Below are 22,104 nucleotides of genomic sequence, written 5' to 3' on the forward strand. Positions count from 1 at the left end.
GGGGCTGGGGCCGGGGCCGGGACGTAACCCCCACCCGCACCTCCCCCCGCCTCCGTGCCTTCCGCCCCCTACGGGACGGGCTCCCGCCCGGTCATCCGCCGGGTGGGCTCGCGGCGGAGCGGCTCGGCCCGGCGGACGACCGGCGGCCCGGCACGGTTACATCCCTGGACTGATGTGCGGCAACGGGATGAATCGCATCATGGAGTGCATGAACACCATGACGACACCCCCCATCCCACCGCCCAGACGGCCGTCGCAGGGAGCCGTCGCCTCCGGCGCGGAGCCCGGTCACCGTCGCCACGTCCTCGGTGACGCCCTGCACGCGATCCGTGTGTTCGCGGGAGCGGCGCTGAGCGTCGTCGTTCTCGGCGACACCGGCGACAGGGACGACGATGACCACGACCACGACCACGACCACGACCGCCGCCGCGGCCCCGGCCGGGCGCCCGGCGGAGACGGCCCTTCCGGACAAGGAACCGAACACAAGAGCGGACACGCCGGAAGCAGCGCTGCCGCCGCCTGACCCGTTCCAGTAGGGTTGCCGCCGTTTGGTGCTGACCGGATGGCGGACCGGAGGGACGGACAGGTGGCTGCTGCCGCGACCGGCTCGGGCAGAGGACGGCTCACCCGGCCGACCACCGCCGCGCTGCTTCTGCTCCTGCTCTCCCTCACCGCCTTCGCGGCGCTCTGCCTGCTGCGGCCGACGCCCATGGCGGACCTGCTCGTCTACCGCGCGGAGGGCCGGGCCGTCCTGGACGGCACCGACCTCTACGGGTTCCGCGTCACCGAGTGGAACCTGCCCGCCACGTACCCGCCGTTCGCGGCGATGCTGTTCGTCCCCGCCGCGCTGCTGCCCCTGCTGCCGCTGAAGGCCGCCTTCGCCGCGACCAACGTGCTGCTGCTGGCCCTGCTCGTCCATCTCTCGCTCCGCCTGGCCGCCCCGGCCCCCGGGACCCGGCTGGCGGCCTGGCCGCGCGGAGCCCTCGTGACGGGCGCGACCGCGCTCGGGCTGTGGCTCGAACCCGTCTTCCAGACGATGCTCTTCGGGCAGGTCAACCTCGCCCTGGCCTGCCTCGTGCTGTGGGATCTGACGCGTCCGGACGGCGCCCGGGGCAAGGGCCTCGCCATCGGCGTCGCCGCCGGGATCAAGCTCACGCCGGCGATCTTCGCCGTCTACCTGCTGCTGACCGGACGGGTGCGCGCCGCGTTCTGGGCCCTCGCGGGGTTCGCGGGCACGGTGCTCGCCGGCGTCGCCGTCCTGCCCGGGGCCAGCCTCGACTTCTGGACCCGGCGGATGTTCGAGACCGGCCGCGTCGGCAAGGTGTGGATCGTCGACAACCAGTCCCTGCAGGGCCTGTTCGCGCGCCTGCTGCACATGACCGACCCCGGCACCGTCTGGCGGGTGGCCGCCCTGGTGACGGCCGTCGCCGGACTGCTGCTCGCCCGGCACGCGGTGCGTGCCCACGGACACGAGGCGTGGGGCGTGCTCTGCACGGCGCTCACCGCGCTGCTGGTGTCACCGATCAGCTGGTCGCACCACTGGGTGTGGTGCGTGCCGCTGCTCGTGCTGCTCGCCGTCGAGGCCGGGGCGCGGCCGCGGCCGGTGCTCGCCGTCGCCGCCCTGGTCCTCTTCAGCGCCCGCAGCCACTGGCTGGTGCCGCACGACGGGGCCCTCGACCTGCGGCTGCCGTGGTGGCTGCAGGCGGCCGGCTCCCCCTATCCCCTGCTGGGCCTCGGTCTGCTGCTGTTCGCCGCCTGGCGGCTGCGCGGCACCCCCGAGGGAGCGCCGCCCGGCGCCGCAGGAGCGCCGGGCCTGCCCGGGCCGCGTCAGACCTCGTCGCCCGCCGCCAGCAGCTCCGACGCGTCGACGATGCGGTAGGAGTAGCCCTGCTCGGCCAGGAAGCGCTGGCGGTGCGCCGCGAAGTCCTGGTCGATGGTGTCGCGGGCGACGACCGAGTAGAACCGCGCCTCGTGCCCGTCCGCCTTGGGCCGCAGCACCCGGCCCAGCCGCTGCGCCTCCTCCTGGCGGGAGCCGAAGGTGCCGGAGACCTGGATGGCGACCGTCGCCTCGGGCAGGTCGATGGAGAAGTTCGCGACCTTCGAGACGACGAGGACGGACAGCTCGCCCCGCCGGAAGGCGTCGAACAGCTTCTCGCGCTGCGCGTTGCTCGTCTCGCCCTTGATGACGGGCGCGTCCAGATGCTCGCCGAGCTCGTCGAGCTGGTCGATGTACTGGCCGATGACCAGCGTCTGCTGTCCGGCGTGCTTGCGCACCAGCGCCTCGATCACCCGCTGCTTGGTGACCGTCGTGGCGCAGTAACGGTACTTCTCCTCCGGTTCGGCGGTGGCGTACGCCAGCCGCTCCGCGTCCGTCAGATCGACCCGCACCTCCACGCAGTCCGCCGGCGCGATGTAGCCCTGCGCCTCGATCTCCTTCCACGGCGCGTCGAACCGCTTCGGGCCGATCAGCGAGAAGACGTCCGACTCGCGGCCGTCCTCGCGCACCAGGGTCGCCGTCAGCCCGAGCCGGCGGCGCGCCTGGAGGTCGGCGGTGAACTTGAAGACCGGCGCGGGCAGCAGATGCACCTCGTCGTAGAGGATCAGGCCCCAGTCGCGCGAGTCGAACAGCTCCAGGTGCGGGTAGACGCCCTTCCGGCGCGTCGTCAGCACCTGGTACGTGGCGATGGTGACCGGGCGGATCTCCTTGCGGGTGCCGCTGTACTCGCCGATCTCGTCCTCGGTGAGCGTGGTGCGCTTGACCAGTTCGTGCTTCCACTGGCGGGCCGAGACGGTGTTGGTGACGAGAATCAGCGTGGTCGACTTGGCCGTGGCCATCGCGCCCGCCCCGACGAGCGTCTTGCCCGCGCCGCAGGGCAGCACGACGACACCGGAGCCGCCGTGCCAGAAGTTCTCCACGGCCTGCCGCTGGTACGGGCGCAGCTGCCAGCCGTGCTCCTCCAGCTCCATCGGGTGCGCCTCGCCGTCGACGTAACCGGCGAGGTCCTCGGCGGGCCAGCCCAGCTTGAGCAGCGTCTGCTTGATCTGCCCGCGCTCGGACGGGTGCACGGCCACGGTGTCCGCGTCGATCCGGGCGCCCACCAGCGGCTGGATCCGCTTCGACCGCAGGATCTCCTCCAGGACGGGGCGGTCGGAGGACTCCAGGACCAGCCCGTGCACCGGGTGCTTCAGCAGCCGCAGCCGCCCGTAGCGGGCCATCGTCTCGGCGACGTCGACGAGGAGGGCGTGCGGCACCGGATACCGGGAGTACTCGACCAGCGCGTCGACGACCTGCTCGGCGTCGTGCCCGGCGGCGCGCGCGTTCCACAGGCCGAGCGGGGTCAGCCGGTAGGTGTGGATGTGCTCGGGGGCACGCTCCAGCTCGGCGAAGGGCGCGATGGCGCGACGGCACGCGTCGGCCTGCTCGTGGTCCACCTCCAGCAGGAGCGTCTTGTCGCTCTGGACGATCAGGCAGGACACGCGTACCTCCGCGGATCGGTCGTCAGTCGGCGTGACGGACAGCGCACACAGCACGGACAGCGCGTCCGCCACGGCTCGGGCCATGCCCCCTGCCCGGTGCCGGAACGCGCACCGGCCGGCGCGCCGGGGACGCGCGCCGCTCTCCATGGTCGCCCATCGCGCGAACCGGACGGGACGGTTCTTGCCGACGGGTCTGCCGGACGCCCCGCGGAACGCCCTGCCGGGCGCCTCACCGGGCGGTGGGCCGGGCGGCTACGAGGCGTTGCAGGGTCCGGGCCCTGTCCGCACTGCAACCGCCGTTACCGACGGTGTATTCCGTTTCCCGGCCGGTGCGGGTGGCACCCCGCCCCCCCTGGGCCGCCGGCCGTGGGCGGGCGGCCCCGGGCCGGGAGCTGCCGGGAGCTGCCGCCGGAGAGATTCCTCCGGCCTTGCCGCGTTCCGGCGTCGGGCTCCGGCCCGCGCTGCCCGGCCCGGCCCGCACCGCAGGGCCCGGCGGGGCCCGTCCTGCGTCGCGGGGCCCGGCCGGAGGACCGGTGCCCGGCCCGCGCTGCCTGCGCTTCGGCCCCGTGCCGCAGGAGGGCTCGGCCCTCGCCGCGGTGCACCCCACCCACGCCGCCGGGGCCGGGCCCGCGCCGCCGGGGCTCAGCTCGTGTCGCCGGAGGAATCGGCGACGCCCGTGATCCGGTGCAGCGGGTAGGTGCGGACCTCTTCGGCGGTGTGGTCGTACGCCGTGACGAGGCCGCTCTCCACGCGGACCGGGGCGACGAGCCGCCGTTCGGCCGTGCCCTGCGCGGTGAGGCAGCCGATCCACACCGGGGTTCCGGTGAGCGCCGCGGCCTGGAGCGCGGCCAGGGTGTCACCGGGGGTGCTCCGCGGCAGCCCGCCGGGGCCGCGGGCCGGGGCCGCGGCAGCCCCGGCCGGGGCGGGCTCACCGGACGCCGTGCGGTCCCCGGCCCGCACGGCCCGGACGGTCGCCGCGAGCAGGGTGTCGTCCGGCGCCGGCGGCCCCTCGGGCACCGGGGCGGGGGGAGTGCGCGGCGGAGTGCGGTGCACGCCCGGGCGGGTGATCACGACGTCGCCCTCGGCCGACTCGGCGGCCGGCGCGTAGCCCATCTCGCGCAGCTTCGCGAGCAGCGTGGCCGGGTCGAGCTGCGCGGCCAGCACGGTCGGCGCCAGCCGGCGCAGCCGCAGCCCGTCGGAGCGCTTGTCGGCCAGGATCTCGGCGAGCAGCCCGTCGTCCTCGCAGCGGACGTACGAGGACGCGGCGCCGACCCGCAGATGGCCGTGGCGCCGGGCCACGTCGTCGATCAGATAGCTCAGCGGCTGCGGAACGGGGGTGCGGGAGTGCTCCGCGAGAAAGGCGTGCAGGTCGTCGGCCGTCCGCCCGGAGTCCAGCGCGCGGCGCACGGACTCCGGGGTGAAGCGGTAGACCGTCGCACCGCCCTTGGACTCGATGTCGGCGAGCGCGTCGAGGGTCTCCGCGAGCGGGCGCTCCAGCGGCCCGGGCGCCACGGCGGTCAGATCGGCCTGCAGCAGGACGTGGTCCAGCGGCTCGGGCAGCAGCGGGGCCAGCAGCTCGGCGGCGCGGGCGGCGGCGGCCGCGATCTCGTCGGGGGAACGGGGCACGTAGGCGTCGGCGGCACGGGGCCCGGTGGGGGACGCGGCGGCGGAGTGGCCCTCGGCCGAAGTGCCGGCGCCCGAGCCGGTGGGGGCGATGGAGCGCGGGAACCCGGCGGTGGTGGCGTCGGAGCCGGGGCCGGCGCCTGTCGCCGTGTCCGGGGACGTGCCGGCGGTTCCGGGCATGCCGGCGGTTCCGGACGTGAACCCGGCCCCCGGCGTGGTCGCGCCCTCGTGCGTGGTCGCGCCCTCGTGCGTGGCGGCGGCCCCTGGGGAGTTCACGGTTCCGGGCGCGGTGGCGGCCCCGGCGGGTGCGGTGCCTCCGGGCGAGCCGGTGGCGGCCGTGCCTTCGGCGGCCGTGGTCCCGCTGTCCGCCGCGCCCTCCGTGCCCTCCGTGCCCTCCGCGCCTTCCCCGGCCGGGCCGGCCGGGGCCGGTCCCGCGCCGGTGCCGTCCGTGGCGCCGCCGGGTCTGTCGCCGGGGCCCGCGACCCGGCCGTCCCCGCCGGTCGTGTCGGCCGCGCCGCCGCCCGCCACGTCCTCCCCGTCCACGCCGGACGGGGGCGCGGCGGGGAGGCTGAGCAGGACCCGGCCGTGGGCGGAGAGAGCGCCGCGGCCGGTCACGCCGAGGAGTTCGGCCTCCCGCAGGGTCCACTCGGTGAGCCGGGTGCGCAGCTCCTCGGCGGAGGACAGCCCGCGCGCGGACACGGGGGCCGTGCCCGCGGTGCGCCAGCCGTCCCCGCCGCCCCTGCGGGCCGCGGTGGTGGCGGCCCGGCCGGACGGCGCCCCGTGGGCGGCCTGGGCGCGGGAGCCGTCCCCGTACCCGGAGCCGCCGTAGGCCGCGCCGGCACCGCCCGCGTAGGCCGCGCCCGCGCCGTACCCCGCACCGGAGCCGTAACCCGTGCCCGTACCGCCGCCGGCGCCCGTCCCGGTCGCGGCGCCGAAACCGCCCGTCACCGTCCCCGCCCCCGCGCCGCCCGCGCCGGAGGGGACGCCGCGCTCCCAGCGGAGCCGGGCCAGCACGCTGCCGGGGCGGGGCGCGGCGCCCGGCGGCAGGGTGGCGAGCAGCTCCAGCGTGCGGTGCCGGATCTCGGGCGCCTGGGAGCGGTCCAGTCCGGGGCCGAGCACCGTCAGGGCGCGCCCCTTGGCGTCGTGGCCGCCGACGACCCCGGCGGTGCGGGTGGCCGCCAGCCAGGCGGAGACCAGGGCGGCCCAGCGCTCGTGGGCGGGCCGGGCCCGCCAGGCGTCGTACTCCGGGGTCGGTACGAAGCGTTCGTCGGTCGCGCCGTCGGAGGCCAGCAGCCCGGCGGCGAAGGCCAGTTCGATCCAGAAGACCGCGGTGGGCTCGTCGGTGTCGAGGGCCGCGGCCGTCCGCTTCAGATCGCGGACGCTCACGCCGCCCGCGCGGAGCACGGACGGGCCGGCCGTCTCCCAGGCGTGCAGCAGGTCGTCCACCGTGCCGATGGCCGTGAACGCCTGTCCGGCGGCCGCCGCGTCGACCGAGCGAGGACTGTGCTCGGCCGCGGTCTCCACGGGGGGCGGCAGCGGCTCCGTGATCCGGTGCGCCCGTCCGCCGCGCAGGTGCAGCGCCACCTCGCGGGGCAGGACGACCGTGCCGGGCGCGGTCGGCAGCAGCAGTCCGCGGGTGACGAGCCAGCGCACGGCCGGCCCCGGATCGGCCGGCACCTGGCCGTAGGGCGGCCCCCACACCAGCCGGTCCAGCACCCGCAGGGCCTCCGGGGGAGCCTCGCCGAGCAGGCCGGCCATCCGCTCGCGGTCGGTGAAGAGCGCGGTCAGCGACTCGACGGCGGTCACCGAGTCGTGCGTGGTGGGCAGTCCGGCGGTGGCGAGGATCTGCTGGAGACGGCCCGGCGACATCCCGGCGGTGGCCTCGGCGACGGTCGGGCCGAGCCCGGTCGAGGGCGCCGCGGGGCCCGTCGCGGCGGGAGACAGGAGTTCGCGGGCGGTCCGGACCAGGTGGAGCCGGTCACCGCCGCCCCACAGCAGCGCCCGGGTCCGCAGGGTGCCCACGGCGCGCGGCAGTCCGGCCGCGACGGTCTCCTCGCGGTCCTCCCCGGCCATCAGGGTCAGCAGCGTGTCGTACGAACAGGGGTCCGGGGCGACCGCGAGCGCCTCGGCGGTCTGCACGGCGAACCGGTCGAGCTGCTCCAGGGCCCGGGCGACGGAGGCGCGGTTCACGGCACCGGTGGCGAGCTGGGTGAGGTCGCCGGGCACCGGGGAGAGCAGGTCGGGGCGGGCCCGCAGCAGCTCGGCGAGTTCGCCGTCGGCGCGGCCGCGCAGTTCCTCGGCGAGCGTGCGCGGCGCGGTGCCGGCACCGGTGCCGGTTCCGGTGCTGCCGGCGGCGCCGGCTCGTCCGGCCGGGCCGGTCTCTGCGGGCACGCGCGCCTCCCCGTTCCGCTCGGTCGTCATCCGCCTCACAGTAGCGTTCGCGCCGGGGGTGGGGCCCGGTGCGCGCCCCCGGACGGGCTGCGGACGGGCTGCGGACGGCTCGGCGCGGGCCCCGTGCCGGCGGCCGGCGGCGGCGGGTGGCACACCGCCGGAGCTGCGGCGCGTGCCCGCTTCCTGCGGGACGGAAGCGGGTACGGTCGGGTGAGGCGGTCACCAACAGTGCACACCCGCAGGGGATTTCGTGGGGATCGAAAGCGATCAGCTCGTTCTGGACTATCTGAGCCGGGTCGGTGATCTGGCCCAGCAGCGGCAGTTGTCGTCCGGGGACCGGATGCGACTGGTGTCACAGTTGCGCCAGGAGATCGAACAACAGCGCACCAAGGCCGCCGACAGCCCGGGCGCGGTGAAACGCATCCTGGGCCGGCTCGGCTCACCGGAGGACGTGGTCCGCGAGGCGGGCGGCCGCGCGCCCGGCGGGGCGCGCGCAGCCGATACGGGGCGCGCGGCGGGCGCCGGCGCGCCGGAGCGGCCCGTGCACCGGCCGGTGTCGGAGGACGGCCCGGGCGGCGGGTCCGGCGCGGGGCGCGGCGGGACGGGCAAGGCCGGCAAGGCGGGCGGGACGGGAGCCGGGTGGCGGCCCGGGCGTGGCGCCGGGCCGGCGGCCGGGGGAGAAGCGGGGAGCGCGACGGGGCGCCGGACCGGGCCCGCCGGTGCGTCCCCCGGCCCCGGTGGCGGTCCCGGTGGCGGAGCCGGAGCGGGGGCCGGGGCCGGAGCGGGCGGCAGCGCGGACGGCCGCGGCACGCTCGGCCGGCTCGGCGCCCTCGCCCGGCGCGCCGGGCTCATCGGCGGCACCGCGGTGCCGGCGCCCCGCGACGGCGCGGCGAAACCCGCCGCGGCACCGTCCGCGGAGCCCCCCGTGGTGCCCGTCATCCCGCTGACCGGGCCCATGCCGCCGCACCTGGCGGGCGAGGACGAACTGCGCGGGGCCGACGGCACGGAATGGTGGCGCGTCGAACCGGGCCCGTTCGGCGCCGGGCAGCCCGGTGGAGGCGGCTTCGCCGCCGGGCACTTCGGCGCCGGGGACTCCGTACCGGGCTTCACCGGCGGCATCGAGATCCCCGAGATACTCAAACCGCCACCGCAGAAGCCGTTCGAAACGGACCCGTCGGCGGCACCCGGGGCGGCCGCCGGCGCGGCGGGGACCGCCGGCGAAGCGGACGGGGCGGCGGAAGTTCCCGCGCGCGGCGGCCTGTTGCGCCGGGTGAGGGGCGGTGCGCCCGGGCGGGTGGGCACCCCCAGCCCGCTGCTGCTGCTCGCCGCGGCGCTGCTGGCCGGCGGGGCGGTGTTCGGTTCGCTGCTCGCCCTGGCCGCGGGCTGGCTCATCGCCTATGCCGGCCCCCGCCTCACGCGCACGGAGGCCAAGTGGGCGGTGCTCGTCCTGCCCGGGCTGGTCGCCGGCGGCGCGCTGGTGTGGCTGTGGGGCCGGATGGACGGACGCTGGGGGGAGCCGATCCGGAACGGGGAGATGAGCACCGCGCTCACCGAGACCTGGCCGGTCGCCCTGCGCGCGGCGGCCGTCGCCTCGGCCGTGTTCCTCGTCTGGCGGGCGAGGCGACGGCCCCGCGGCTGACCGGCGCGCGCCCGTGCGGGGTCCGGCGTGCACTGCTGTGCGGGGTCCGGCGTGCGCTCCCGTGCGGGGAGCGGATGTTCGCACCCGGGGCACAGTGGCCGGTGCCGGTGCCGGTGCCGGTGCCGGGACGGGACATGGCAGGCATGGGCTGCCGGGGAGCGCGGCGGCCGGCACGGGCGGGGAACCGGGTGTCCGGGCCCCGGGCACAATGGCCCGTATGGCATCGCACTCCCCGACGGTCGGCTTCGACCTCGACATGACGCTGATCGACTCCCGCCCCGGGATCAAGGCCGCCTTCCTGGCGCTCTCGGACCTCACCGGGACGTCCGTCGACGCCGATCTCGTCATCAGCCGGCTCGGGCCGCCCCTCGAACACGAGCTCGCCCACTGGTTCCCGGCCGACCGCGTCGATGCCGTCGCCGACCTCTACCGGGACATCTATCCGCGGTACGCCATCGGTCCGGCGCTCCCCATGCCCGGCGCCCGCGACGCCGTCGAGGCCGTACGGCGGGCCGGGGGCAGGGCCGTCGTCGTCACCGCCAAGCACGAGCCCAACGCCGTGCTCCACCTCGAACACCTCGGCATCGAGCCGGACGCCGTCGTCGGCTCACTCTGGGCGGAGGCCAAGGCGGAGGCGCTGCGCGCGCACGGTGCCACCGTCTACGTCGGCGATCACACGGGCGACGTACGGGGCGCGCGCACGGCCGGCGCGCTCTCGATAGCCGTGCCGACCGGCCCGTGCGACGCGGAGGAACTGCGCTCCGCCGGGGCCGACGTGATCCTGGACGACCTGACGGCGTTCCCGGGCTGGCTCGCCTCCCGGACCGAGCAGGCCTCCCCGACCGGCCGGGCGTCCCGGACCGGGCAGGGCTCTCAGGCCTCTCCCGCGCCCCTGGCCTGACGCCGCTGCGCCGCGATGGTGCGCAGCACCCCGGCCCCGGCCACGGCGAAGCCGAGACCCATGAGCATCGAGATCAGATAGGCGGCCGTCGGGAACGGCGGCCGGCCGAGGAAGAGGGGCGCCACCGTCACCACGGTGGCCACGGCGCCGATCAGGAAGATGACGCCGCCGACACGTACGAGCCGGTCGCCGGGACCGGCGCCGTCTGCTGGGGTTTCACTGCTCACCCCACAAGGGTAGATCGGGATCGGCGGCCCGGGACCGGGGGCCTCCGCCCCGCTCACCGTTCCCCGTGAACGCTGGGGAACCACTCGGCGACTTCTTGTCACCGGGCACGGGAGCATTAGCCTGAGATCCAGCTGCTGTTGTTGTGTGTGCCATCCCCGACGAGTACGAGGACGAGGACAGACGTGCCTACCGGCAAGGTCAAGTGGTTCAACAGTGAGAAGGGCTTCGGCTTTCTCTCCCGTGACGACGGCGGCGACGTCTTCGTGCACTCCTCGGTGCTCCCGGCCGGAGTCGACGCGCTGAAACCCGGACAGCGGGTCGAGTTCGGCGTGGTCGCGGGCAACCGGGGCGACCAGGCGCTCTCCGTGACCATCCTCGACCCGACGCCCTCCGTCGCCGCGGCGCAGCGCCGCAGGCCGGACGAACTGGCGTCCATCGTCCAGGATCTGACGACCCTCCTGGAGAACGTCGGCGCCCAGCTGGAACGCGGCCGCTACCCGGACCGGGTCCACGGCCAGAAGATCGCGGGCATGCTCCGCGCCGTCGCCGACCAACTGGACGTCTGAGGCGGGGCCGGGGGCGCGGCCGGGGCCGGGCCGTGGTGGGTCCGGGGCCCGGGGTCCGAAAGGCCGGCGGCCGGGGCAGTGCCGTCGCCTCGGGGCGGGCCCGTGACGGCACCGCATGCTTCAAGTACTCCCGGACCGGGAGTCGCCGGCCGGGGACGGCGCCAAGACCCGTTCCGCGAACGGACGTCCGGTCCCCGGCGCGTGGAGCCCGCGCGTCCGGCGACCGCGAGGCCGAGCCGGCCCCCGGCGCCCCGCCGTGTCCGACGGCCGTGTGCCGGCCGGCCACTGCGGTCACTGCGGTCACCACGCCGAGCCGTCCGTGCCCGGTCGTGGCCCCCGGCGTCTCCCCGGCCAGTGGTGGTCGTCGGCGCCGGTCACCCGGCCGACGGCGGGAACGCCAGCGCGTCGGGCGCGATGGGCGGCACCAGCCCTTCGGCCGCCGCGCGGGTGAGCAGTCCGCGCACCGCCGCGTACCCGGCCTCACCGAGGTCCGCGGTGAACTCGTTGACGTAGAGGCCGATGTGCTGGTCGGCGACGGCCGGGTCCATCTCCTGGGCGTGCTCCAGCACATACGGCCGTGACGCCTCCGGGTCGTCCCACGCCATCCGCACCGAGGCGCGCACGGCGTCCGCCAGCTCCCGCAGCCGGCGCTCACCCAGCGAGCGCTTCGCGACGATGGCGCCCAGGGGGATCGGCAGCCCGGTGGTGTTCTCCCAGTGCTCGCCCATGTCGGCGAGGCAGTGCAGGCCGTAGTCCCGGTAGGTGAAGCGGGCCTCGTGGATGACCAGTCCCGCGTCGACCGCGCCGTCCCGCACGGCGGGCATGATCTCGTGGAACGGCAGCACCACGATCTCCCCGACCCCGCCCGGCACTTCGGCCGCCGCCCAGAGCCGGAACAGCAGGTACGCCGTCGAACGCTCACTCGGAACCGCCACCCGCTTGCCGCGCAGACCGGCGGCCCGGCCGGGAGCGGCCGTCAGCACCAGGGGGCCGCAGCCCCGCCCCAGCGCGCCGCCGCAGGGCAGCAGGGCGTACGTGTCGAGGATCCACGGCAGGACGGCGTAGGAGACCTTCAGCACGTCGAGGTCGAGCAGGGGGCCGAGGCGCGGGTCGGAGTCGGAGACGGGACCGGAGCCGGGGGAGAGGGGGGCGCTTCCCGGCCCGGCGGCGGTGCCCTTGCCCGTGTCCGTGCCGGTGCCTGTTTCCGCGCCCGCGCCGGTGTCCGGGCCCTTGCCGGCGCCCGTGCCCCCGCTGTCCGGCGTCGCGGCTGCCCGGCTCGCGGCCGCGGCTGCCCGTTCGGCGAGGCCGTTGGTGATGTCGATGTCCGCGAACGTCACGTCGAGGGCGGGGGCGCCGGGCACCAGCCCGTGCGACCACGCGTGGAAGACGAAGGTGTCGTTCGGGCACGGCGAGTAGGCGATGCGCAGCGGTCGCCCGCCCGGCGAACCCGGGCCGCACTGGGCACCCGCGCTCTCCGTGCGGGGCCCAGCGGCCGCGGTCGTGGTGTCCGCCGCTGCCGTATCCGTCGCCGCTGCCGTTTCCCGTGCGGCTGTTGTGTCCGCCACGGCTGCCGTGTCCGCCGCGCTCTCCGTGTGCGCGTCACGCGGTGTCCGTGCCATGTCTTCCGCCCTGCCGTTCACGCGCTGCTCCTTCCCTGCTGCTGCGGATGGTCGGTCCGGTGTTCCTCCCGCGCCTCCCGCGCCTGGCGGGTGCGTGTCACCGGTACGCCCCCGCAGCCGGTGCCGCTGCTGCCTCCGCTGTCACCGCCGCTACCAGTACTGTCCCCGCTGCCGCCACCGGTGCTGCCGCTGCCAGCGCCACTGCCTCCGCCATCGCCGGTGCCACTGCCCCCGCCATCGCCGGTGCCGTCCAGGCGGCCGGTCCCGGCCCCGGCCAAGGCCCGAAAGGCTGCCGTCGCCGTCGGTCCCGCGAGGGTTCCGAAGGCGTCCGTGAGAGCCGCCAGGGCCTCCGGGATGCGCCAGGCGGTGCGGTCGCGCGGGCCGACGGGGTTGGAGACCGTCCGGATCTCCAGCACCGGCAGCCCGTGGACGGCCGCCGCCTCGGCCACCCCGAAGCCCTCCATGGCCTCCGCCCCGGCCCCGGGATGGCGGGCCGCGAGCTCCGCGGCGCGGGCCGCGCCGCCGGTCACGGTGGAGACCGTGAGGACGGGGGCGAGCGCCACGTCCAGGCCCGCTCCGCCCAGCGCCTCGGCGATCCGGCGCGCGGTGTCCATCGGCGGCAGGTGGACGGACCGGCCGAAGCCCAGCCGGTCCACGGGCAGGAATCCGTCCGGGGTCTGCGCCCCCAGGTCCGCGGCGACGACGGCGTCCGCCACCACGACGGAGCCGGGCGGCGCGGTCCCGGGGAAGCCACCGCCTATCCCGGCCGACACGACGAGGCCGTACGGCTGCCCGGTGAGCGCGGCGGCGGTGAGCGCGGCGGCGGTCCCGGCCGCCGCTGCCGCGGGCCCGACTCCGGCGGACAGCACGTCAACGGCGCGGAACGCGCCGGGCGTCGCCGGTTCGGTGTCACCCGGAGCCGGGCACTCGTGGCGGCGCAGGAGGTAGCCGGGCAGCGGGAGTTCGCGGACGGGGGCTGGCGAGCCGGGCCCGCGGCCCAGTCCCGCCAGCACCGCGTCGGCCTCGGCCGGCACGGCCGTCACGACGAGTACGCGCATCAGCGGTCACTCCCACGGCCGGGACGGCCCGTCGGGCCCGTCGCGAAGCCCGGCCGGCGGCACACGGCGGCCGGGCGCCGCGCGTGCCGGAACGCGCGCGGACCGCCGCCCGCCGGGCACTCCCGGGGGCGGCGGTCCATGGGGCTCCGATGAGGAGAGCGGCGGTCCGTCAGGACTCCCGCTTCAGGGTGAAGGACCAGGTGCCCCGCGCCTCGCCCTTCTTGTCGACCTCGACGATCGTCACCTTCGCCGTCTTCGGCACCTCGGCGCCGCCCGACTGACCCTGGCGCGGCGCGAAGATCTCGTCGTGGTCGAAGGAGCGGTACGTGTCCTCCGAAGCCTCGGGCATGACGCCCTGGCCGTTGACGACCATGGCCCAGCCGGACTCGGCGATCTCCGGGTCGACGCCGATGCGGACCCGCTCGGCGTCGCCGACGGCCAGCTCCTCGCCGCCCTTGTTCAGGCAGTCGTTGAGCTGCTTCTGGGCGAGCTTCTTGCCGTCGTTGTAGCAGGAGGCCTCACTGGACACCGAGTCCGAGCCCGCGGTGACCGTCGCCATCGGCGTCGGCTTCTCACAGGCGACCAGGGCGGCGAGCCCGAGGGACACGGCTGCGAGGGCGCCGGCGGTGCGAAGCCCGCGTCCCCGTGACTGCATCGGATTGCGGCTCGGCCGCGTGGCAACGGTCATGCCCGAAGGCTATCGTTCCGCCCTGCTCACGCCACGCGGGGGTGCGGCGTGCCACGCCGCGCGGCGGTCAGCAGCCCCCGTACGGTCGTGACCGCGCCCAGGGTCACCAATACCGCCGCCACCGCCATGCCGAGGATGCCGTGGAGCGGGAGGGCGATGCCGATCGCTCCGCCCACCACCCAGGACATCTGGAGCAGCGTCTCCGACCGGGCGAAGGCGGAAGTCCGCCCGCGCTCCGGGACGTCCCGCTGGATCATCGCGTCCAGGGAGAGCTTGGCCAGCGCCTGCGACAGCCCGGCCACCGCGGCGACGACGGCGAGGGCCACGGCGCCGAACAGCACGGCGGCCATGATCGTCACGACGAGGGCGAGGGCCAGCACCGTGGCGATGATCACTTCCGGGCCGCGGTCCTTCAGCCAGGCGCCGATGGCGGTGCCGAGGGCGTTGCCCGTCCCGGCGGCGACGCCGACGATCCCGAGGGAGACGGCGGCGCTCTGCCCGTTCAGGGGCTCCTCGCGGAGCAGGAAGGCAAGGAAGAAGATCAGGAAACCGGAGAGCGCGCGGAGCGCGGTGTTGGCCTGGAGACCGTGCAGCACGGACGGGCCGACGGAGCGCAGCCCGGGCCGCTTGCCCTGGCCGCTCGGGCCGGAGCCGGAGCCGGCTCCTGGCGCGGCGCCCGGCGGGGCGGGGGGCGCGGGAGGTGCGGTGGGTGCGGGGGGCGGGGTGTGCTGTGCGGTGCCCGGCGCCTGCGTACCGACTGCCTCGGGGATGCCCGCGCCGGGGATGCCCGCGCTCCGGGGCTCGGCCGAGGGGCCCCGGGCGGCCGGCGGCCCCCCGGCTTCCGCACCCGCCGCGTTCGAAGCCGGAGCCGAGGCCGCGCCCGCGCCCGGAGCCGAGGCCGCGCCCGGGGCCGCTTCCAGCGCCCGGGCCGGCGCCCCGGTCGCCCAGCCGTGCGGGCTGCCGTGGTCGAAGAACTGGGCCGCCGTCTCGCCCTTCGCCGAGTCCACCTTGGGCGGCAGCGAGAAGGACAGGAAGGTGCCGACGATGAAGACCGCGAACGCCCCGTAGAGCGGCCAGGCGAGCCCGACGACCTGCAGTCCCGCCCCGACGGGCGCCGCGATGCCCGTGGCCAGCAGACCGGCCAGCGTCACCCGGGAGTTCGCCTTCACCAGGGAAATCTGTGACGGCAGGAGCCTTGGTACGACGGCCGAACGCACCACCCCGTACGCCTTCGAGGCCACCAGCACCCCGAGCGCCGCCGGGTACAGCTCCAGGCCGCCCGTGGCCACCGCGCCCGACAGGGCCAGGGCCAGCAGCGCCCGGAACAGCATGGCGGCCGCCATCGCCGCGCGCCGCCCGTGCGGCAGCCGGTCCAGGATCGGGCCGATGACCGGGGCGAGCAGCGTGAACGGCGCCATGGTGATCGCCAGATACAGCGCCACCCGGCCGCGGGCCTCGTCCGTCGGGACGGAGAAGAAGACCGTGGAGGCCAGTGCGATGGTGATCAGCATGTCGCCGGCCGAGTTGACGGCATGCAACTCGATCAGTTTGCCGAGGCCGGACTCACCCGCGCCCTGTGCGTGCGTCGCGCGCCGGATGTGCCGGCCGCTCGCCGCGAACGGGAAGCGCAGCGCGCGGCCGAAGCGGCCGAGCCCCGAGACGAAGCCCTTCAGCCGGGACATGGCGGCCTCCGGCCCGCTCGGCTGGGGAGCGGGCCCGTCGCATCGCACGGCCGGTCGGTTGCCACTCCGCCATCCTGCCCCAACTCCGTCACCGCATGGCCTTTTCGTTCGACGCGTCCCGGCTCTGCCACCGGACGGCGGAGAGGAGGAGGGGAAGCGCCGGCCCGGAACGCACCGCCGCCCGGCCGGGACGAGCAGCGCCCCTGCCCCGGTGAGCGGGGAGTGCGGGACCGCGCCGCGAAACCGGACGGCGGAGGGGGAGACGAAGTGCCGGCGAGGGACGCTCCGGCGGAACGAGGCGGAGCCGGCGCCCGTGCCCGCGTCCTGGAGCCCGCGGCGTGCCCGTGCCCCGTGTCCGCGCCGGGAAGGCAGAGCGGAGGTATCGGAGCGGAGCCGGGAGCGGCTCGGGGCGGGGCCGTGCCGGACGGGGCTGAGCCGGCAGCGAACCGAGCGGCGAACCGGGCGACGAATCAGGCGGCGAACCGGGCGACGAATCAGGCGGCGAACCGAGCGGCGAATCGGGCGGCGAACCGGGCGGCGAATCAGGCAGCGAACCGGGCAGCGAACCGGGCAGCGAACCGGGCGGCGAACCGGGCGACGAATCAGGCGGCGAACCGGCCGGAGCACGGCCGGCGAACCGGGCGACGAGCCGGGGCGGCGCCCCCAAGCCGCCCCCAAGCCGCCCCCCGGGCCGGGCCGAAGACGAGGGCAGGGTGGGCCGGGGCCCGGTCATGGGGGTAGCGTGCACATAATGCGCCACCGGCTGTTGTTCCCGGCCGCGTGCCTGTCCACGATCCCGCAGAATGGTTCGCAGGAGGTGCGCCCGGGCCCGGTCGGGCGCGGACGTCGACGCGGCCCCACGGTCCGCTCCGCCCGCGCCTCCCCAGCCCGCCGTTTCGGCACGGTCGGCCGGCGCACCCGTGAGACGGCGTAGGAGAGAATCGATTCATTGTGAGTGCTGCGACGATGCGAAGCCGGACCCCGGACCGTCTGTGCGCCGAGGCGGTCGACATGGCCCGCGCCGAGGCGGTGGCGGCCGCGGGTGAGGCGGCCGTCGGCGAGCACTTGGGGGCGGTGGCGGACGGCGACCGGGTCGTGACCCACTACTTCGCCTGCCTGGAGCCCGCGTACCGCGGCTGGCGCTGGGCGGTCACCGTCGCCCGCGCCGCGCGTGCCAAGAACGTCACGCTCGACGAGACGGTCCTGCTCCCCGGCGACGACGCCCTGCTGGCGCCCGAGTGGGTGCCCTGGAGCGAACGGCTCCGCCCCGGCGACCTCGGCCCCGGCGATCTGCTCCCCACCGAGGCCGACGACCTCCGCCTCGAACCCGGCTACACCGGCGAGGACGCCCCGCCGCCCGACTCCCCCCTCTCCGAGGAGATGGAGGAGCGCGTCGCGGCCGAGGACGCCGAAGTCACCGCGGGCCCGCCGGCCGGCCGTCCGTCCCCCGCCCGCGCCTCCGGCACGATCGCGGCCGTCGCCACGGAGCTCGGCATGGGCCGCGCCCGCGTGCTCTCCCGCTACGGGCTGCACACCGCCGCCGACCGCTGGGACGAGTCGTACGGGGCGCGGAGCGCCATGGCCCAGGCGGCCCCCGCCGCCTGCATGACCTGCGGCTTCCTCGTACCGCTGACCGGTTCGCTCCGGCAGGCCTTCGGCGTGTGCGCCAACGAGTTCAGCCCGGCGGACGGCCATGTCGTCTCCCTGACGTACGGCTGCGGGGGCCACTCCGAGGCAGCCGTCATGCCGAAGCCGCCGCGCCCGGCACCGCCCGTGATCGACGAGACCAGGGTGGACCCGATGCCGCTGCGGCCCGGCCGGCCCGACGGCTCGGCGGAGGACGCGGGCCAGGCGGGAGACACCGGCCCGGCGGAGAACACGGTCCCCGGGGAGCCCGGCGGCTCCTGACGCGGGACGCGACTCCGGGGAGCCCCCCGGGGTCACGGGCCCCGGGCGTCGCCGGAGCCGTCGGGCAAGGGTGCGCCGACCCGTCCGGGGCGAGGGCCGGGCACGGGCCCGGCAGGGGCGTCCGCGGCGGTCGGCTGCCCGTGCCGTACCCGGAGGACCTGTGCGGGTGCGCCCGGGCGCTCGGCGGGGCCGCCCGTTCGCGGGGCGGGAGGCGGTCGATGTGGGCAAGCTGGCCAAGGTCACCGAAGGGCTGTCCGGTGGAGAGCCGTTCGGGTGCCGGTTGCCGGGGCGCCCCGCCCACCGCCGCCACCTGTGGATTCCGGTGTTCCGAGCCCTGCCCACCCGGCGGGACGCCCTCCGTTTCCGGCCGGGCCCGTGCCACCCGTCCGGGGCTCGTATCCGGTCTTCCACCGAGTTCGGGCCCGGGAGCCGGAAATCCCGTCATGGCCGCGAGGGTCCGGACCTCTGGCGGCTCGTCGGCCCGTCTGTCACCAACTCCGGACTCCGGCCCGGGCGAGGTCCGGCCGGCCCTGCCCGGCCCTCGTCCCGGCGCCCCGTCCGCCCGCGTCTCCCGTGACCTGCCGGTGCGCCCCCGCTGGTGCGCCCCCGCCCGTCCGCCGGAGGGGGCTGCGGAGCCGCCGGCGGGCCGGAGGCGGTACGTTCAGCGCTGGCAGCCACTGCACCGGACGGGCGGACGCAGCGCCGGCGCACGGACAGGCGCACGGACGAACGCGGACGCGCGACGGCACCCGGGAGAAGGAGCGACACGTGAGCGGCACGGCGATGGTGCGAGCGGCGACCGGCGGGCAGGACCCGTACGGGACGGCGCGGCTGCGGCGCGGTGTGCTCGACGCGTGGGCCGCCTCGCCCGCGCGATTCCGCGAGGACGCCAACGCCGAGGAGGACCTGGCACTCGGCGGCTACCGCGACCGGCTCGTCGTCGAACTCGCCCAGAACGCGGCCGACGCCGCCGCCCGCACCGGCGTCCCCGGCCGCCTCCGGCTCACCCTGCACGCCGCCGAGGGCGACAGCCCCGCCGTCCTGGCCGCCGCCAACACCGGGGCGCCGCTCGACGCCGCCGGTGTCGAGTCGCTGGCCACGCTGCGCGCCTCCGCCAAGCGCGACGAGTGGCAGGAGGGCGACGGCACCCCGTCCGTCGGGCGCTTCGGCGTCGGCTTCGCCGCCGTCCTGGCCGTGAGCGACGAGCCCGCCGTGATCAGCCGCAGCGGCAGCGTCCGGTGGTCCCTCGCCGAGGCGCGCGACCTGGCGGCCGAGGCGGCCGGCACGAACCCCGGCCTGGCCGACGAGCTGCGCCGGCGCGACGGCCACGTACCGCTGCTGCGCCTGCCGCTGCCCGCCGAGGGCTCCCCGCCGCTCGGCTACGACACGGCCGTCGTGCTGCCCCTGCGCGACGGCGCAGCCGAGGACCTCGCGGAGCGCCTCCTCGCCGCCGTCGACGACGCGCTGCTGCTGACGCTGCCCGGCCTCGACGAGATCGTCGTCGAGATCCCCGAGGAGGACGTCCGGACGCTGACCCGCGGCCAGGACGGCCCGTACACCGTCGTCGAGGACAGCGCGCGCGGCACCACGCGCTGGCGCACCGCCGCCTCCGGCGGCCGGCTGGAGCCCGCACTGCTCGCCGACCGCCCGGTCGAGGAGCGGCTGCGGCCCGTCTGGTCGGTCACCTGGGCCGTCCCCGTCGACGCCGAGGGCGCCCCGGCCCGGCCCGCCACGGCGTCCGTCGTGCACGCGCCGACCCCCACCGAGGAACCCCTCGGCCTGCCCGCGCTGCTCATCGGCTCCTTCCCGCTGGAGCCCACCCGCCGGCACACCGCGCCCGGCCCGCTCACCGACTTCCTGACGGCCCGCGCCGCCGAGACGTACGCGGCGCTGCTCCGCGACTGGCAGCCGCTCGCCACCGGGACGATCGACCTGGTGCCCGGCCCGCTCGGCAAGGGCGGGCTGGACGGGCGGCTGCGCGCCGAGGTGCTGCGGCTGCTGCCGAGGGTGCCGTTCCTGGCGGGCGCGGGCACGGCGCCCGAGGAGGACGACGAAGCCGCCGCGGACCGGGAGTGGGAGACGCTCCCCGGCTTCGACGGCCGCGAGGCCGCCGCGGGCGCGGGCACCGGGACCGGCGCGGGAACGGGCGCGGGCACGGGCACGGGCGGGGAAGTGCGGGCCGCCATGCCCGGTCCCGCCACGTCCGGCGCCGCCACGCCCGGAGGCCCGCGCCCCGTACGGCTGCGCCCCGTCGACGCCGAGATCGTCGAGGGCGCCGGGGCCGGGACCGTCAAGGTGCTCGCCGAGCTGTTCCCCGGCCTGCTGCCCGCCGGCCTGGAACGCCGTCCCGAGCTGCGCGGCCTGGGCGTGGTGCGGGTGCCGCTCGGCGAGGCCGTCGACCGGCTCGCGGGCGTGGAGCGCCCGCCGTCCTGGTGGCGGCGGCTCTACGACAGCCTGGCCGGCACCGACCCGGAGCGGCTCAGCGGCCTCCCGGTACCGCTCGCCGACGGCCGGACCACCATCGGACCCCGCCAGGTCCTGCTGCCCCTCCCGGGCGAGGAGCACCGCCCGGCGGAGACCGGCGCGGACAGGACCGGCACGGACGGCACCACCGAGGACGGCGCCACCGCGACGGCCGGGCAGCAGCCCGGCGAGGCCGCCGCCCCCAGCGCCGCCACCCTCGCCCGTCTCGGCCTGAAGGTCGCCCACCCCGACGCCGCCCACCCGCTGCTGGAGAAGCTGGGCGCTCTCCCCGCCTCGCCCCGCGCCGTCCTGACGACCCCGCAGGTGCGGGCGGCCGTCGCCGCGTCCCTCGACAGCGAGGACGTCTGGGACGAGGACACCCTCGACGCCGACGAGCTGGCGGAGGCCGTGCTCGGCCTCGTCCGCGACGCCGGCCTGGCACCGGACGACGAGCCCTGGCTCGGCGCCCTCGCCCTCCCCGACGAGGACGGCGAACTCGCCCCGGCCGGTGAACTGGTCTTCCCGGGAAGCGACTTCGAGCAGGTCATCCGCGAGGGCGAACTCGCCGCCTGCGACGCCGGCCTCGCCGGGCGCTGGGGCCCCGAGACCCTCGCGGCGGTCGGCGTGCAGTCCACCTTCGCCCTCGTCCGCGCCACCGACGTCGTCCTCGACCCGGACGAGTTCGAACCGCGCGACAGCGACTACGCCGAGCCCGACGACACCGGGCTCCTGGACTCCGTCGACGTCTGGTGCGAGGACGTCCTCGACCAGCTCCCCGACAGCCCCGTGCCGCCCGTCGCCACCGAGATCACGGCCGTCCGCGACCTGGACCTCGTCGACGACGACGCCTGGCCCCGGGCCCTCGCGCTGCTCGCCCGGCCGCCGCTGCGCGACGCCCTGACCCAGCCCGTGCGCGTCCTGCTCCCGGACGGCACCACCGAGACCGTCCGCCCGTACACCGCCTGGTGGCTGCGCGGGCACCCGGTGCTCGACGGCCGCCGTCCCGCGGGCCTGCGCGCGGCCGGCGGCGACCCGCTGCTGGCGGGGCTCTACGAGGCCGCCGACGCGACGGGCTTCGAGGACGAGCAGGTGCTGCGCGCCCTGGGCGTGCGGACCTCCGTGGCCGCGCTCCTGGACGAGCCCGGCGGCGCCGCCGAACTGCTGAACCGGCTGGCCGACCCCGAACGCCCCGTCCGCCCACGCCAGTTGCACGGCCTCTACAACGCCCTGGCCGTCCTCGACCCCGAACAGGTGACCCTGCCCGACGAACTCCGGGCGGTCGTCGGCGCGGCGGGCGACGTACGGGTCGTGGACGCCGCCGACGCCCTGATCGCCGACGCCCCCGATCTGCTGCCGCTGGCCGGGGACCGCCCGCTGGTCCCGGTGAGCCCGGCGCGGGCGGCGGACCTGGCGGAGCTGCTCCAGGTGCGGCGGCTGAGCGAGGCGTACCCGGCCCCGGTCGCGGACCCGGACGCGGGCGAGGTCCGCGAGGTCCCGGAGGCGGTCCGCGTCCTGCTGGGCCCCGGCACCCCCGAGGCCTACACCGAGTACGAGGAGCTGTTCGTCCGCGCCGGAGCGGACGGCGCGGACGGGAGCGGCTCCGGCGGGAGCGGCTCCGGCGGGAAGGACGCGGCGGGGTCCGCGGCCCCGCTGGTGGAGGTCGACTGGCGCCGCACCCCCGACGGCGTGGTGCACGCCGCGACCGTGGAGGGCGTGGCCGCGGGCCTGGCCTGGGCGGCGGGCCAGTGGCCCCGCCGCTTCGAGGTCGCGGCCCTGCTGGAGGACCTGTCCCGCACGGAGGAACTGGCCCGGGACCGCTGGTTCGACTGAGCCGGTGCCGGTGCCGGTGCCGGAGCCAGGA

13 protein-coding genes and 1 pseudogene are annotated in these 22,104 nt (G+C 77.0%); 7 read left to right on the forward strand and 7 right to left on the reverse strand.

Going from position 1 to position 22,104, the window contains the following annotated elements:
- Positions 1-208 precede the first annotated feature (208 nt).
- Together IF83_RS30470 and IF83_RS0120340 are read left to right on the forward strand one after the other, a co-directional pair.
- Entirely contained in the window at positions 209-523 is a 315-nt protein-coding gene (locus IF83_RS30470) for a hypothetical protein (protein ID WP_158711074.1), read from the forward strand.
- A 129-nt stretch (positions 524-652) separates the two neighbouring features.
- On the forward strand, positions 653-1,879 hold the full coding sequence (locus IF83_RS0120340) for a glycosyltransferase 87 family protein (protein WP_078843670.1): 1,227 nt from the start codon (positions 653-655) through the stop codon (positions 1,877-1,879).
- On the opposite strand, the gene IF83_RS0120345 is transcribed toward IF83_RS0120340, so the two are convergent.
- Together IF83_RS0120345 and IF83_RS34895 are read right to left on the reverse strand one after the other, a co-directional pair.
- Entirely contained in the window at positions 1,828-3,477 is a 1,650-nt protein-coding gene (locus IF83_RS0120345) for a DNA repair helicase XPB (RefSeq protein WP_030546173.1), read from the reverse strand. The two genes, IF83_RS0120340 and IF83_RS0120345, sit on opposite strands and share 52 nt — an antisense overlap.
- 642 nt (positions 3,478-4,119) lie before the next feature.
- Positions 4,120-7,521 carry a helicase-associated domain-containing protein gene (locus tag IF83_RS34895; RefSeq protein WP_244177137.1) on the reverse strand — a complete coding sequence of 1,134 codons (3,402 nt, stop codon included), beginning with the start codon at positions 7,519-7,521 and terminating at the stop codon, positions 4,120-4,122.
- 220 nt (positions 7,522-7,741) lie between these two features.
- Between IF83_RS34895 and IF83_RS0120360 the strand changes: the two genes are divergently transcribed.
- Entirely contained in the window at positions 7,742-9,130 is a 1,389-nt protein-coding gene (locus IF83_RS0120360) for a hypothetical protein (protein WP_030546175.1), read from the forward strand.
- 217 nt (positions 9,131-9,347) lie between these two features.
- Positions 9,348-10,031 (forward strand): HAD family hydrolase, encoded by a 684-nt coding sequence (locus IF83_RS0120365; RefSeq protein ID WP_078843653.1) that lies wholly within the window; start codon positions 9,348-9,350, stop codon positions 10,029-10,031.
- Here the strand turns inward: IF83_RS0120365 and IF83_RS0120370 are convergent.
- Positions 10,004-10,258 carry a hypothetical protein gene (locus tag IF83_RS0120370; RefSeq protein ID WP_030546179.1) on the reverse strand — a complete coding sequence of 85 codons (255 nt, stop codon included), beginning with the start codon at positions 10,256-10,258 and terminating at the stop codon, positions 10,004-10,006. The two genes, IF83_RS0120365 and IF83_RS0120370, sit on opposite strands and share 28 nt — an antisense overlap.
- 183 nt (positions 10,259-10,441) lie before the next feature.
- On the opposite strand from IF83_RS0120370, the gene IF83_RS35340 reads away from it, so the two are divergent.
- A complete protein-coding gene (locus IF83_RS35340) occupies positions 10,442-10,825 on the forward strand; it encodes a cold-shock protein (protein WP_030546181.1) in 384 nt (127 codons plus the stop codon).
- Positions 10,826-11,199: 374 nt separating this feature from the next.
- Here the strand turns inward: IF83_RS35340 and IF83_RS0120380 are convergent, their stop codons facing one another.
- The 4 genes and pseudogenes from IF83_RS0120380 to IF83_RS0120395 form a co-directional block, all read right to left on the reverse strand.
- Positions 11,200-12,252 (reverse strand): 1,4-dihydroxy-6-naphthoate synthase, encoded by a 1,053-nt coding sequence (locus IF83_RS0120380; protein WP_244177142.1) that lies wholly within the window; start codon positions 12,250-12,252, stop codon positions 11,200-11,202.
- A gap of 473 nt (positions 12,253-12,725) precedes the next feature.
- Positions 12,726-13,502, reverse strand: a pseudogene (locus tag IF83_RS0120385) (futalosine hydrolase); the annotation flags it as partial.
- Between the two features lie 169 nt (positions 13,503-13,671).
- Positions 13,672-14,190 (reverse strand): hypothetical protein, encoded by a 519-nt coding sequence (locus IF83_RS0120390; protein ID WP_051723008.1) that lies wholly within the window; start codon positions 14,188-14,190, stop codon positions 13,672-13,674.
- 26 nt (positions 14,191-14,216) lie between these two features.
- Entirely contained in the window at positions 14,217-15,872 is a 1,656-nt protein-coding gene (locus tag IF83_RS0120395; protein WP_030546189.1) for an MFS transporter, read from the reverse strand.
- 951 nt (positions 15,873-16,823) lie between these two features.
- Between IF83_RS0120395 and IF83_RS0120400 the strand changes: the two genes are divergently transcribed.
- Both IF83_RS0120400 and IF83_RS0120405 read left to right on the forward strand, forming a co-directional pair.
- Positions 16,824-17,780, forward strand: coding sequence for a DUF3027 domain-containing protein (locus IF83_RS0120400; protein WP_051723011.1), 957 nt, complete (start codon positions 16,824-16,826; stop codon positions 17,778-17,780).
- A gap of 783 nt (positions 17,781-18,563) precedes the next feature.
- Positions 18,564-22,073 carry a sacsin N-terminal ATP-binding-like domain-containing protein gene (locus tag IF83_RS0120405; protein ID WP_030546192.1) on the forward strand — a complete coding sequence of 1,170 codons (3,510 nt, stop codon included), beginning with the start codon at positions 18,564-18,566 and terminating at the stop codon, positions 22,071-22,073.
- The last annotated feature ends 31 nt before the right edge of the window (positions 22,074-22,104 follow it).

This window comes from Streptomyces albus subsp. albus, assembly GCF_000719865.1.
GTDB classification, from domain to species: Bacteria; Actinomycetota; Actinomycetes; order Streptomycetales; family Streptomycetaceae; genus Streptomyces; species Streptomyces albus_E.